Raw genomic sequence first — 13150 nt, 5'->3', positions numbered from 1 at the left:
ATGAGAGGAAGCTTATTCATGCTCATTGTACTGCGGTGCTGAGTATTTAAAGCCTTTGGTTTTATAACCCAAATAGCACACGCCAATCACTGCCCAGATTAGACCCCATTTTAAGGAGGTTTCTTCAATTTCCAGCCAGAGCGCGAAGATACTGATAAAACCACAGATCGGAATGATCACGTAATTTAAAAGATCTTTAAAAGATTTAGTGCGACCATCACGCAAGGCATAGCGTGAAATCACCGATAAATTGACAAAGCTAAATGCGGTGAGTGCACCAAAGCTGATCAGTGAAATGACCAGATCTAGATCCATAAAGCCTGCACACAATGCCACTGCACCCACAATTAAAATATTGTAGGAAGGAGTAAAGGTTTTTGGATCAATATGACCAAAAATCTTCTTATCGATGATGCCATCACGTCCCATCACATACATTAAACGTGACACACCTGCATGTGCTGAAATCCCGGAAGCCATCACGGTCACAATAGCAAAGCTCAGCACGATGGACTGAAATAAGGATCCGCCCACCAAAAGCAGGATTTCCGGTTGGGTCGCTGCAATGTCGGTGAAATAGCTGGTAGGATCTTTTGGGAAATACAGCTGAATGAAATAGGTACTGCTGACGAAAATTACCCCGGCAATTAACGCCGTCATAAAAATGGCTTTTGGCAGGGTTTTTTCCGTATCTTTGGTTTCTTCTGCAAGTGAGCTTAAAGAGTCAAAACCCGTAAAGGAGAAACACAGCAGGGTTGCACCTGTAATCAGTGCACCAACCGAAGTCATTTCATTCCAAAAGGGTGCCAAGCTCCACAGTTGATAAGCATTCACTTGATCCGCGATCTTGCCATCAGCATTGAGTCCTATACTGAGTTTTTGATAGACCAAAAAGGTAAATACGCCAATCACAATGATCTGGAATAGCACAATCAGGCTATTAAAGTTGGCGACAAAACGTGCTCCACGCAGGTTCACCCAAGTCATGATCCCTGTCAGGCCAAACACCCAAATCCAATGATTGATGGCCGGGAATAATGCTTCGAGATAGATCACCGCTAGAATAATATTCACCATCGGCGACAGTAAATAGTCGAGCCATGAAGACCAACCCACCATAAATCCGACATTCGGATGAATGGATTTTTGTGCATAGGTATAGGCCGAACCTGAGGAGGGATAACGTTTGATCATATGACCATAGCTGATTGAGGTTAGCAAAATCGCAACCAGAGCAAACAGGTAAGAGGTTGGAACATGAAAATGACTTTCTTCCGATACCAGTCCGAAGGTATCAAATAAAGTCATCGGTTGAATATAAGCTAAACCAATAATGATAATGTGCCAGAGCACCAGCGTTTTCTGCAGTTTCGCTGCCGATTGAGTCCCAGAAGCATGTGTCAACGGCGTTATCCTCATAATCGTTGATCAAGGATCAGCTGTAATGTTTAAGGACCGTTTGAGACGAACGATCCCCCCGATGAAATAAATGGAAAGTGCGCCAATCTATCCTAAATTGGAGGCGTTTGCCAGTCACTTTGCTGCACTTTTTTAGCAAATTTTTTGCCATTTTGGCGAAGAAAAAATGAATCAATAGTCTAAGAAACAACAAGCAAAAAGCCCATGTTACGAGGCAACATGGGCGAGTTGAAAAGAGGATGAGGTTTTACCAAGCCTGTTCTAAGATTTCACGTAAATCCTGCAGCGTGGCTTCTTTAGGATTGTAAATAATCGAGCCGTCATTCAGCGCTTTTTCTGCGATTTCCTCTAGTTGTTCCCGCTGCACTTTACCGGTTTCACTCAAGCTGCGTGGCAGTTTGGTCATGGCATACAGGCGGTCACGGATAGTCAGAATCGTACTGATCGTTTTGTCTGCACGCTGGTTGGCTGGCGTCTGAGCATAAATATCGGGGCCTGCTAAAGGCATTAAGAGTTCAGCGATTTTCTGTTCATTGATACTCTTGTTGTAGTTCAATACGTAAGGCAGGAACAGGTTCATGCACACGCCATGCGGCAGATGGGCGACGGCACCCAAGGCATGACCTAAAGAGTGAACCAGTCCGACCATGGAGTTGGAAAAAGCGATTCCTGCCATGGTTGAGGCTTGTGCCAATTCGAGGCGACCCTGTACATGGTCGGGCTGATCCAGCACATTGAACAAATTTTCACTAATTTTCTTGATTGCGGCTGTCGCGTAGGCATCACTGAGCGGATTTGCTGCCAGACCTGTATAGGCCTCGACGGCATGGGTTAGCGCATCCATGGCGGTCATCGCGGTTAAATGCGGTGGCAGGGTTTTGGTCATGCGTGGATCAAGAATCGCGGCATGTGGCATCAGATAATAGGAAGCAAAGGCCATTTTGACATTTTTTTCTGGATCCGAAACTACAGCCACCATGGTGACTTCTGATCCTGTACCGGACGTTGTAGGAATCACAAAGAACGGTTTTAATGGTTTTGGCAGGTTATGCGCACCTGAGTACTGCAACAGGTCATCACCTCCTTCACTCACCAAAATATTGGTGGCTTTTGAGGAATCAATCACTGAACCTCCACCTACGGCAATGATGGCATCACAGTCATGCTGGCGGTAGCTGGCAGCAGCCTTGCGGACCACTTCTAGGCTGGAATCAGGTGGAACATCATCGAAAATGGTCGCAACGACCGCCTCCGTGCTACTAAAGGCATTTTCAATTGGTTCAAGTAAGCCATTGTTACGGACACCTTTATCCGTAATGATCATGACGCGTTTGGCACCTAAGGTGGCTAATTCAAACGGAATATGTTCTAAAGCTGCATGACCGGCAATCACTTTTACAGGACAGAAAAATTCGTAATAAGGTTTAGCCATGCTTTATGCACTCCGTTTGAGGTAAGACTGTGCCACTTTGAAATAAATATTGGCGGCTTCAGACAATTTTTCTTTTAGACCGAGTTGATCAGGATATTGTTTAATGGCAAGTGAGGCCAGTGTCTTCGGTAAGATTAGCGCTTCAAGTTTATTGAGACAGCGTACCAGTCGAATCGCATGCGCAACATCACCATCTGCAATCATGCGGTCATTGGCAAAGGCCTGTGCGGTACTTTCCTGAAAAGAGAAAACCAGAAATGCATGCTGCAGATGTTTAAAAGTAATGGTGAGATCAGGTTTGACTTCCATTTGGCTGACCAACTCCAGCTGCTGTTCGTCATTGACGCGTGCGATAAAAGCCGGACCATGTGGAAAAACTGTCATGGAAAGGGTGAAATTGAGTGGGAATTTCGCTACTTCCTGCTGAATTTCTGGATCGACCTGACTGGCCATGACCAGACTTCGGCCAATCACATCCATCATCAATTTGACATACGCTTGCTGCAGAGTAGGCTTTACAGATTTGGTTGAAAGCACGCGTGAATCCTTTTTCAAAAATTATTTTTCTATATGCGGGCAAGTCTCTAATCGTATCGATCAGATCTGACTAGGCATTTTATGTGTGTACAACATCAACCTGATTAAAGTACTCACTACGCTGGAAATATTCAACAATATCTTGGCACAGCTGTGTAAAGTCCGGGTAATCCTGAACCAGATCCTGAATCCGTACCATTTCGAGGCCGGCATAGCCACACGGATTAATGGTTTGAAAACCGTCAAGAGCACAGTCAATATTGAGCGCAAAGCCATGGTAACTGCGACCACGACGGATCTTAAAGCCGAGTGAACCGATTTTACGCTCATTGACATAGACACCGGGTGCATCGGCTTTGGCATAGGCCTCGATTCCATATTTTTTCAGCAAATCGATCATCAGTGTTTCAGCAAAACTGACCAGCGTCCGTACATGCCATTTCAGGCGGTTTAAATCAAACAAGAAATAGGCAACGAGCTGGCCGGGACCATGCCAGGTCACTTGCCCCCCCCGGTCACTTTGCACAATGGGTAAATCACTGGTGTACAGAATATGTTCCGGTTTCCCCGCTTGGCCTTGGGTCAGTACTGCATGATGCTGTAACAGCCAGATCTCATCAGGCGTTGATTCATCACGTGTATTGGTTAAGCCTTTCATGGCTTCAAACATGGTGCTGTAATCCTGCAAATCATGAAAACAGCGCACAATCAGGTTGGGTTGCGGCACAAGCTTTGGATCATTCATGAAAAAATCAGACCTGGTCAAAACGGAAAAACCAGATGGGACACATCTGGTTTTGAGAAAATATTAAAGCGCAGTTCGAATATGTGGGCAAGCCGCCAGATCGGCGTAGAGCGCATGCACCTGTTCCAGTTCTTCAAAACGCAACTGAGCCGTCAAGGAATGATACTTCCCAGTGCGAGAGGCTTGTACTTGTAGGGTGGTGTGATCAAAATCCGGAAAATGCTTGATCAGGATTTCAACAACAGCAACACGTAATTCGTCGCCCGCGTTCCCGATGAGTTTGATGGGATAATCCATCGGAAATACCCACAGGTCTTCACGAAGTTCACGAGAGGGAGTACGGTCAATCATAGGTCACCTAGTGCAGTTAAAACGCCTGCAGGAGCAGGCGTTTAAGAAAACTTTTAATAAGATGGGGATGAGCCATCAAAGTTCAAGGGGTTCAGAGATTAGTCATTTTCCAGGAATGAACGCAAATGTTCAGAACGGGAAGGGTGACGTAATTTACGCAAAGCTTTGGCTTCGATCTGACGGATACGTTCACGGGTCACGTCAAACTGTTTACCCACTTCTTCTAAAGTGTGGTCTGTTGGCATATCAATACCAAAACGCATTTTCAGAACTTTTGCTTCACGTTCGGTCAGATTTTCCAGTACTTCACGTGTTGCTTCTTTCAAGCCTTCTGAAGTCGCAGCATCAATCGGAGAAGTGATGTTGCTGTCTTCAATGAAATCACCCAAGTGCGAATCTTCATCATCACCAATCGGGGTTTCCATCGAGATTGGTTCTTTAGCAATTTTCAACACCTTGCGAACTTTTACTTCGTCCATTTCCAGACGTTCACCGAGTTCTTCCGGTGTTGGCTCACGACCCATTTCCTGTAACAACTGACGTGACACACGGTTGATCTTGTTAATGGTTTCAATCATGTGTACCGGAATACGGATGGTACGCGCCTGGTCAGCAATCGAGCGGGTAATCGCCTGACGGATCCACCAAGTGGCATAAGTCGAGAATTTGTAACCGCGACGGTATTCGAACTTGTCTACGGCTTTCATCAGACCGATGTTACCTTCCTGAATCAAGTCGAGGAACTGTAAGCCACGGTTGGTATATTTTTTCGCAATCGAAATCACCAGACGTAAGTTGGCTTCGACCATTTCTTTTTTGGCACGGCGTGCTTTCGCTTCACCAATCGCCATACGTTTAGAAATGTCTTTGATCTCGCTAACTGTAAGACCCAGTTCTTTTTCGATATCGGCAATTTTTTGTTGGAATGCCAAGACATCTGGACGTACTTTTTCCAGGTGGGCTTTGATTTCAGGGGCAGCTTTGGCAATTTGTGTTTCTAACCAGGCTGGATTTGATTCCTGTCCTGGGAATGAAGTACGGAATTGAGTACGATCCATACGACCACGACGTACGGCATAGCGCATCACTTCACGTTCAGAATGACGGATCTGGTCATGCGTACCACGAATCATTTCAGAAATGATGTCAAACAGACGCGGTGTGAACTTAAACATCATGAATACCGCTGCAAGTGCTTCAAGCGCAGCATTCGCCTGTTCACTGTTACGGCCATATTGCTCAATTGTCGCCTTGGTGTTCTTCCAAGCTTCTTCTAATTCAGCAAAACGGACTTTGGCAACTTCTGGATCCGGACCTGAATCACCTTCGGAATCATCATCCGATTCAGATTCTTCATCTTCGTCATCATCATCGAGTTTGACTTCTTTGGCTGGGGTGCTGTCTTCTTCTTCATCGTCGAGTTCAGCCTCTTCCAAGACTTCCGGAATTTCCTCATCCGTTTCTGGATCGAGATAGCCTGAAAGGATATCGGCAAGGCGTCGTTCGCCTACCAGAAAATCATTATATTCTTTGAGCACCACTTCAACGGCATTTGGCCAGTAAGCAATTGAATTGAGAACGTCACGAATGCCTTCTTCAATGCGTTTTGCAATGCTGATTTCGCCTTCACGGGTGAGCAGCTCGACCGTACCCATCTCACGCATATACATACGTACGGGGTCAGTCGTACGGCCAGGTTCATTTTCCACAGAGGCCAGTACAGCGGCTGCTTCTTCTTCAGCAACTTCATCCGCTGCTTCAGCGGTGTCTTCGAACATGGTGTCATCAGATTCAGGTGCACGCTCATGAACCGGAATACCAACGTCCTGAAGCATCTGGATGATGTCTTCAATCTGTTCACTTTCCGTGATGGAGTCCGGCAGATGATCGTTAACCTCAGCGTAGGTTAAGTAACCTTGTTCTTTGCCTCGGCTAATCAGAGCCGCTACTTGAGAAGTAGGGGAATGCATATCGCTCATCTTTGCTTACTCTTCGTTGAATCTGTGGCGGTGAAAAACCGTGCATGATAGCACAAATCGAGGTAAATGGTTTTGATTTGGTTATTCAAGCATGATTTTATAAATTTATTTGATTTCACAATGGTCTAAATATTGGGTTGTAATGGTTTTTTTCAAGTCACGTCTCTGCCAATCCTCTGCAATTTTTCCTGATGCTTAGTATTAAAGAAAATCATGAGATAAGGAGAATTATAAATACACAATTTCTTTGTCGAAAAAAAGCGCAAAAATGCATTTATATGAGAAAAAAATAAATAAAACTTGACAACTTATTTGAAGCCGGATAAATAGCGCCTAGACCCATTCACATTTTTTCGTTATGAGGTAGTTTTAGTGTCTTCTACAGATTTTGAATTAGATGATAACTACGGTGATGATGAGGTTGGTTTCGATGAGTCATCTAGTAAAATTAGTGCAAAAGAATCGTTGGAAAAACGTCGCTTAATCGATGACTTACTCGCACAACGTCGTTTAGAGCGCGAGCTCAAGGATTTCGATTACGATTTTGAAGACGATGAAGATTTTGATGACGAAGACTAACAAAATCACATTGGGCATGGCGACAGGGAGTGCTATGCTTGTCAGCATATTTTTTGAGTTGGATAAAACATGAGTGCTTTAGACCTAGACCTATTGAGTGATTATCTAGACGGTGACCAAAACGAGTATGGTCTAGATTTTGCTGCGACTCATGGTTTTTTATGTGCCATTGCAGTGGGGCCGAAATTTGATAAATGGCTGGATGAGTTGTTTGAAGGCAATCAGAAAAAAGTGCCTGCAAATATTATTGAACAGGTCAATGCCTGGTTAGGCTCCATTCGCCAAAATCTTGCCAATGAAGAAGGGATTGAGTTTCCTTTTGAAATTGAAGAAGCAGATGTTGATTCAAGCCTCGGTGACTGGTCTGTGGGCTTTGTGGATGCCATGTTCCTTAATGAAGAAGCCTGGTTTACTGAAGAGTTCGAAGAACAATTGGTCGATTTAACACTGCCAATCATGGTGTTTAGTGGTATTGATGAGGAAGATCCACAAATGGAATCTTTCCGTCGCAATGGCCAATTGATGGATGAACTGGCAGAAGAAATTCCAGATAACCTGAATGAACTGTATTTGATGTATCACACACCAAATTAATGCGCTACTGAAGTTAAAAGAAGCCTCAAAAGAGGCTTTTTTTATGTCTGTAAATTAGTATCTAAAGCCGAGCATTATTGAGAACGGGACAATTTACGGATCAGGTAAATCAAGCCGACCAGTGCTAATAAGCCGAGAATAACATTGCCCGACTGACTCAGGATTTGATTCATCAGTTCGAGATTTTCACCAAAGTAAAAGCCGACACACGCCAGAAATGTGGTCCAGATGATCGTGCCTAAGGCACTATAAAACATGAATTTCCAGAAGGGCATATGACTCATGCCTGCTGGAATGCTAATCAACGAGCGCACAGCAGGAATCATCCGGCCAAAAAAGACGATACGGTGACCATAATGTTCAAACCAGTCGAGCGCTTTTTCTACATCCTGAGCTTTGATCATCAAATATTTACCATAGCGTTCAGTCCATTCAAATAAGCGTTGATGAGAAACTTGACGACCTAATAGATAAAATACTGCTGCTGCTACTAGTGAACCAAAACTCCCAGCAATAATGACGCCTATCAAGGTTAATTCACCACGTGCTGCGACAAAACCCGCGGAAGGCATGATCAGTTCAGAGGGAATTGGTGGAAAGATGTTATCCAGAAACATCAGCAGGGCTATCCCTAGATAGCCCAACTGTTCCATGATTGAAATAACCCATTCATCCAGGTTCATGTGGTGCTTCATCTCAGACAATCCAGTAATACATTATTCTGAATCGAATTCACCACAAAAACCAGAGGCCGCTTTAATCCTGATAATGTACCAGGGTGTAGATATATACTTTACGTAGCAGATAAGCTAAAGCCCAAGGAATAGAGGCTAAAAGGGCAACTTGCCAGGCAATCGGTTCAATATGGTAACCAATGAACAAGGCCAGAATTGCGCCGATGATGGTTCCCATCACCACAATAAAAAAATGTGGTTGCTGATTGAGTTCGGCGGTACGGCTCGCGATCAGGGCAAGCTCTTGGGCACTGCGCTGTTCCCGTACACTTGGATTATATTCGGTGTGTTCGGTCAGCTGCATGAGTCTGTGTTTCCGTCGTGAAAGTTGCACCGTTTTTGTCATAATGCTCATCCTTTTTTATTGTTATGTTGTGTTCTTGCCAAGTGAATCACGTTCCTTAGCTTAGCTGTAGCATAACAAGCACATTGAACAATGCAACCGGATTTTTATGCAGAAGAGTTTCTAAATTTTTTGTATTGTTTTATAAATCATGTGATTATGCGTAAAAAAACCGCCCCATATTGAGGCGGTTTTTACATCAGCTTTACACTGGCTAATCTAATTACAAACGCTTACGTTTTGCTGCCGCAATCTGTGACTGACGCATGCGGAAGCCTGCTTTTTGCTTTTCTGTAGTTTTCTCGATGCAATAGACACAAGAAACACCATGTTCATAGCTTGGTAATGTGACCTCTTCTGGCGTGAGTGGCCAGCCACACGCATGACACTTACTGTTAATTCCTTCTTCGACACCGTGAGTCACTGCGGTACGGCCATCAAATACGAAACATTCACCTTCCCATAGACTTTCTTCAGCTGGGGTTTCTTCCAGGTATTTCAGAATACCGCCTTTGAGGTGATAGACTTCCTTGAAACCTTCTTGCAACAATAACGAAGTTGATTTCTCACAACGGATGCCGCCGGTACAGAACATGGCGATCTTTTTATCTTTATGCTGTTCCAGGTTTTGTTTTACATACTCTGGAAATTCACGGAAAGTTTCGGTTTTAGGATCAATTGCGCCTTTAAAGGTGCCTGCTTTATATTCGTAATCATTACGGGTGTCGATGAGAATGACATCATCACGTGCAATTAGTTCATTCCACTCTTTAGGGTCGAGATAGTGGCCCACCAAATCACGTGGTTTGACCGGTACCCCCAGCGTTACGATTTCTTTTTTCAGTTTGATTTTCATTTTTCGGAACGGTTTATCCGAACTGTGGGATTCTTTATATTCCATTTCGGTAAAACCTTCATTGAGCAGGAACTGATGAACCTGATCAATCGCCGCACGGTCACCCGCAACAGTACCGTTAATGCCTTCACCTGCTACAATCAGAGTACCACACAAATTGATGCTGCCGACGAGATCAAGAAGACGTTGCTGTAATGCAGCAGGATCCTGTACTTCTTTAAATTGATATAGTGCGGCAACAACCCAATCTGAGGTCGCTGGCTGTTCTACAGGTGCAAGCTGTTCTACAGTAGCGTTCATGGAGTACTCCAAATATGTTAATTAGGATAAAATTTCAGGCGCACATTTTAGCCTGTATTGAATGAAGAAGCGAGAAAACCAAGTAAATTACCTGGTTTTTCTGGTAAGGAGTAAATTTTGAAGAATGACGATCATCTGCCTGCTTTAACGCCATGTGCAGGGCGCTGCTCTACCGTGTTTGGTGATCAGGTTTGTCGGGGTTGCCGCCGTTTTAATCATGAAGTCATTCATTGGAATACCTATACAGCTGAACAGCAACTTGCTGTATGGCAGCGTTTAGATAGCCAGCTGGATCAGATTTTGGTCGCCATGCTGCCTTCTGCTCATCCCCAGCAGGTTGATGCTTTTATTTCCAGTAAACGGGTACGTTTATTACCGAATGCCAGTTGGGGGCGTAAGCTTTACCATGCACTGAGACTCTGTGAAAAAAACTGTTATCTGGCAGAGCAGAGCGGGTTAGGGCTGACCGCAGAGCAAATACAGCCCTTTTGGCAGGAATTTGAACGGCGGATTCTGGCTTTGGCGCAGGCCAGTTATGACTTGGCGTGGTTGCGTGCAGATGGAATCCATCATCATCTGCTGGAACAGTTGGCTGAAGATGAATCTGTTTAAATTGTAGCAGCGTGATCTTATTTAAAAATAAAAAAACCCGTTATTAACGGGTTTTTTACTGATCCGATTGGTAATCTTAAGCGACTTGCACCGGAATGCAGTTGGCCGTGTGATTCACGGTATTGTCTGGGTTGGCGTATACCAAACGTGGTTTGTGAATATTGGCTTCTGCTTCGGTGAAATCACCAAAAGTCGCAATAATCACGAGGTCACCGACATCTGCTTGGTGCGCTGCACCACCATTCACGGAGATGATACCTGAATTGTTTTCACCACGGATTGCGTAGGTGGTGAAACGTTTGCCATTGGTCACGTTCCAAACATGGATTTCTTCGTATTCGCGAATTCCTGCTAAATCCATCAAAACGCCGTCAATTGCACAAGAGCCTTCGTAGTGAAGCTCTGCATGGGTAACAACTGCACGGTGAATTTTGCATTTTAATAAACGAGATAGCATGGCTAGCGTCTCCTTAGTCGACCTAAGATCTTTATCTTATGGTTAAATCAATCACGTCTTAGCGGATCAGTGATCAGCAAAAAGCGCATTGTGCTCTTAAAACAGTCACATGGCAAGTCTTGATTGTTTAACGATGAATCCATTTTTTAATTGGGTTTATAAGCATTAATCTGATTCATGGCTTGGGCAATGTCACCGCTAACGAGTAGTTTTACTCGTGACATGGCATGTGCAATTGCATCATCCATTAAGTCTTGTTCATTGCGGGGTGCTTTGCTCAGTACATGTCCAGAAACACGCTCTTTTGAACCTGGATGTCCAATTCCAATACGTAAACGATGGAAATTAGATCCAATGTGCGGGACGATATCGCGCAAACCATTATGCCCGCCATGACCGCCACCGCTTTTGAGACGAATAACACCTGGATTCATGTCCAGTTCATCATGCGCGATCAGGATTGACTCTGGGGCAATTTGATAGAATTTGGCGAAAGGCACAACACTTTGACCGGAACGGTTCATAAAGGTTGTGGGTAAAAGCAGACGAACGTCTTGACCTTCGATATTGCCTCGACCGCTGATTCCATGGAATTTAGGGTCGGCTTTGAGAGTAATGCCATATTTTTCTGCGAGGCTTTCGACAAACCAAAAGCCTGCATTATGGCGGGTTTGGGCATATTCCTTACCCGGATTGCCCAAACCAACAATTAGCGAAATATTTGACACTAATTTACGCCTTTAATCACACTTATGCGCGTTTGAAGTCAGCGTGCATAGGCGTATTTTTAGAAGGGTGACGTTGTAACGCTTGGATTTTCACGTTTTCAACTTTGTCACCTACTTTAACTTCAACAACTTCTTCAAAGAAAGCATTGCTTTCAAGTGCTTTTACAAGCTCGCGAAGTTCTAGAGTTACTGCTACAGGTTCAGCATCACCACCGTAGATGATTGCTGGAACTAGCGCTGCACGACGAAGGCGGCGGCTCGCACCTTTCCCTTGTTGAGCTTCTTCACGCGCTTGAGCGTTTAATACGAAGTTTGCCATGATAGACATCCTTTTAATGAGTTTAAATAAACTAGATCTGCGACCAATCTAGTGATAGAAAACCCCGCCAGAAGGCAGGGTTTGAAAAAATCTGCGCTATTATAGATAACTATCAAACATTGCGCTAATAGATTCTTCGTTATTAATGCGACGAATCGTTTCAGCAACCATGCTTGCAACAGAAACCTGACGGATTTTGCCAAGTTCAAGTGCTTCGGCTGATAGTGGAATCGTATCAGTCACGACCAGCTCATCGATTACTGAATTCTTCAGGTTTTCAATGGCTTTGCCGGATAGCACTGGGTGAGTTGCATATGCAATAACTTTGCGCGCACCAAAAGTTTTCAGTGCATCTGCTGCTTTACACAAGGTACCTGCGGTATCCACCATGTCATCGACAATCACACAGTCACGGCCTTTTACGTCACCGATCAAGTGCATTACTTGTGATTCATTGGCTTTTTGACGACGTTTGTCAATGATCGCAAGATCAATGTCGCCCATTTGTTTTGCTACTGCACGCGCACGAACTACACCGCCGACGTCTGGTGAAACGACCATCAGATTGTCATGCGACTGTTGACGAAGATCAGCAAGCAAGGCTGGTGTACCGTAAATGTTGTCTACCGGAATATCGAAGAAACCTTGGATCTGATCGGCATGGAGATCGATCATCACCACACGGTCAATTCCAACAGTCGTCAACATGTCGGCAACCACTTTGGCAGTGATTGGCACACGGCTAGAACGTGGACGACGGTCCTGACGAGCATAACCGAAGTAAGGAATGACAGCAGTAATACGGCCAGCACTTGCACGACGTAGCGCGTCTGCCATGACCAAGATTTCCATGAGGTTGTCATTGGTTGGGGCACAAGTAGGCTGAACGATGAAAACGTCTTTACCACGAACATTCTCAGTGATTTCAACTGCAATTTCACCGTCAGAAAAACGGCCTACAGAAGCTGCACCTAGAGGAATGTGTAAATGGCTTACGACTTTTTGGGCGAATTGTGGATGAGCATTTCCACTAAAAACGACAAGATTGGGCATGAAGCACCCTTGGCGGTTGGCATGTATGAAATTAGATGGCAGGGGCGGCTGGATTCGAACCAACGGATGGCGAGATCAAAACCCGCTGCCTTACCACTTGGCGACGCCCCTA

16 protein-coding genes and 1 tRNA gene are annotated in these 13150 nt (G+C 44.6%); 3 read left to right on the top strand and 14 right to left on the bottom strand.

All coding sequences use genetic code 11. The annotated features are described in order from the left end of the window. Positions 1–12: 12 nt before the first annotated feature. The 6 genes from PAE54_RS06170 to rpoD all read right to left on the bottom strand — a co-directional run bounded on the left by PAE54_RS06170 (position 13) and on the right by rpoD (position 6463). Complete coding sequence (locus PAE54_RS06170) at positions 13–1404, bottom strand: APC family permease (protein ID WP_326518800.1); 1392 nt, start codon at positions 1402–1404, stop codon at positions 13–15. Positions 1405–1666: 262 nt separating this feature from the next. Continuing rightward, positions 1667–2851, bottom strand: a complete 1185-nt coding sequence (locus tag PAE54_RS06165) for an iron-containing alcohol dehydrogenase (protein ID WP_326518799.1) — start codon at positions 2849–2851, stop codon at positions 1667–1669. A gap of 3 nt (positions 2852–2854) precedes the next feature. Beyond that, a complete protein-coding gene (locus PAE54_RS06160; RefSeq protein ID WP_326518798.1) occupies positions 2855–3388 on the bottom strand; it encodes a hypothetical protein in 534 nt (177 codons plus the stop codon). A gap of 79 nt (positions 3389–3467) precedes the next feature. Continuing rightward, positions 3468–4133 (bottom strand): lipoyl(octanoyl) transferase LipB, encoded by a 666-nt coding sequence (gene lipB / locus PAE54_RS06155; protein WP_273778680.1) that lies wholly within the window; start codon positions 4131–4133, stop codon positions 3468–3470. 63 nt (positions 4134–4196) lie between these two features. Then, on the bottom strand, positions 4197–4484 hold the full coding sequence (locus PAE54_RS06150) for a YbeD family protein (RefSeq protein WP_326518797.1): 288 nt from the start codon (positions 4482–4484) through the stop codon (positions 4197–4199). Positions 4485–4582: 98 nt separating this feature from the next. Beyond that, positions 4583–6463, bottom strand: a complete 1881-nt coding sequence (rpoD, locus tag PAE54_RS06145) for an RNA polymerase sigma factor RpoD (protein ID WP_273778682.1) — start codon at positions 6461–6463, stop codon at positions 4583–4585. Positions 6464–6835: 372 nt separating this feature from the next. Here rpoD and PAE54_RS06140 point away from each other — a divergent pair, with 372 nt between their 5' ends. Beyond that, positions 6836–7042: a PA3496 family putative envelope integrity protein gene (locus PAE54_RS06140; protein WP_273778683.1), complete on the top strand. Its 207-nt coding sequence runs from the start codon at positions 6836–6838 to the stop codon at positions 7040–7042. 69 nt (positions 7043–7111) lie between these two features. After that, on the top strand, positions 7112–7636 hold the full coding sequence (locus PAE54_RS06135; RefSeq protein ID WP_273778684.1) for a YecA/YgfB family protein: 525 nt from the start codon (positions 7112–7114) through the stop codon (positions 7634–7636). 74 nt (positions 7637–7710) lie between these two features. Here the strand turns inward: PAE54_RS06135 and PAE54_RS06130 are convergent, their stop codons facing one another. The 3 genes from PAE54_RS06130 to trhO form a co-directional block, all read right to left on the bottom strand. Beyond that, a complete protein-coding gene (locus tag PAE54_RS06130) occupies positions 7711–8319 on the bottom strand; it encodes a DedA family protein (protein ID WP_273779418.1) in 609 nt (202 codons plus the stop codon). A gap of 73 nt (positions 8320–8392) precedes the next feature. Then, complete coding sequence (locus PAE54_RS06125; RefSeq protein WP_326518796.1) at positions 8393–8716, bottom strand: hypothetical protein; 324 nt, start codon at positions 8714–8716, stop codon at positions 8393–8395. Between the two features lie 220 nt (positions 8717–8936). Continuing rightward, a complete protein-coding gene (gene trhO / locus PAE54_RS06120; protein ID WP_273778687.1) occupies positions 8937–9869 on the bottom strand; it encodes an oxygen-dependent tRNA uridine(34) hydroxylase TrhO in 933 nt (310 codons plus the stop codon). Between the two features lie 117 nt (positions 9870–9986). Here trhO and PAE54_RS06115 point away from each other — a divergent pair, with 117 nt between their 5' ends. Then, entirely contained in the window at positions 9987–10481 is a 495-nt protein-coding gene (locus PAE54_RS06115; protein WP_326518795.1) for a DUF1289 domain-containing protein, read from the top strand. A 76-nt stretch (positions 10482–10557) separates the two neighbouring features. Here PAE54_RS06115 and panD read toward each other — a convergent pair whose 3' ends face one another. The 5 genes from panD to PAE54_RS06090 form a co-directional block, all read right to left on the bottom strand. Further along, complete coding sequence (gene panD / locus PAE54_RS06110) at positions 10558–10938, bottom strand: aspartate 1-decarboxylase (RefSeq protein WP_273778689.1); 381 nt, start codon at positions 10936–10938, stop codon at positions 10558–10560. 146 nt (positions 10939–11084) lie between these two features. After that, positions 11085–11666 carry an aminoacyl-tRNA hydrolase gene (pth, locus tag PAE54_RS06105; RefSeq protein ID WP_273778690.1) on the bottom strand — a complete coding sequence of 194 codons (582 nt, stop codon included), beginning with the start codon at positions 11664–11666 and terminating at the stop codon, positions 11085–11087. 22 nt (positions 11667–11688) lie between these two features. Continuing rightward, the gene (gene rplY, locus PAE54_RS06100) at positions 11689–11985 is read right to left on the bottom strand and encodes a 50S ribosomal protein L25 (RefSeq protein ID WP_273778692.1); all 297 of its coding nucleotides are present in this window, start codon (positions 11983–11985) and stop codon (positions 11689–11691) included. 99 nt (positions 11986–12084) lie between these two features. Further along, positions 12085–13038, bottom strand: coding sequence for a ribose-phosphate pyrophosphokinase (locus tag PAE54_RS06095; RefSeq protein ID WP_273778694.1), 954 nt, complete (start codon positions 13036–13038; stop codon positions 12085–12087). Between the two features lie 36 nt (positions 13039–13074). Continuing rightward, a tRNA-Gln gene (locus PAE54_RS06090) sits at positions 13075–13149 on the bottom strand. Position 13150: the final 1 nt, after the last annotated feature.

It is taken from the genome of Acinetobacter minutum (assembly GCF_035916735.1).
GTDB lineage: Bacteria > Pseudomonadota > Gammaproteobacteria > Pseudomonadales > Moraxellaceae > Acinetobacter.
This window is presented reverse-complemented; position numbering and strand designations above follow the sequence as displayed.

Coding starts and splice junctions, on each gene's coding strand:
- PAE54_RS06135 (WP_273778684.1), top strand. CDS start 7,112: ATGAGTGCTTTAGACCTAGACCTATTGAGTGATTATCTAGACGGTGAC.
- PAE54_RS06165 (WP_326518799.1), bottom strand. CDS start 2,851: ATGGCTAAACCTTATTACGAATTTTTCTGTCCTGTAAAAGTGATTGCC.
- PAE54_RS06095 (WP_273778694.1), bottom strand. CDS start 13,038: ATGCCCAATCTTGTCGTTTTTAGTGGAAATGCTCATCCACAATTCGCC.
- PAE54_RS06125 (WP_326518796.1), bottom strand. CDS start 8,716: ATGACAAAAACGGTGCAACTTTCACGACGGAAACACAGACTCATGCAG.
- rplY (WP_273778692.1), bottom strand. CDS start 11,985: ATGGCAAACTTCGTATTAAACGCTCAAGCGCGTGAAGAAGCTCAACAA.
- PAE54_RS06150 (WP_326518797.1), bottom strand. CDS start 4,484: ATGATTGACCGTACTCCCTCTCGTGAACTTCGTGAAGACCTGTGGGTA.
- trhO (WP_273778687.1), bottom strand. CDS start 9,869: ATGAACGCTACTGTAGAACAGCTTGCACCTGTAGAACAGCCAGCGACC.
- lipB (WP_273778680.1), bottom strand. CDS start 4,133: ATGAATGATCCAAAGCTTGTGCCGCAACCCAACCTGATTGTGCGCTGT.
- rpoD (WP_273778682.1), bottom strand. CDS start 6,463: ATGAGCGATATGCATTCCCCTACTTCTCAAGTAGCGGCTCTGATTAGC.
- panD (WP_273778689.1), bottom strand. CDS start 10,938: ATGCTATCTCGTTTATTAAAATGCAAAATTCACCGTGCAGTTGTTACC.
- PAE54_RS06130 (WP_273779418.1), bottom strand. CDS start 8,319: ATGAACCTGGATGAATGGGTTATTTCAATCATGGAACAGTTGGGCTAT.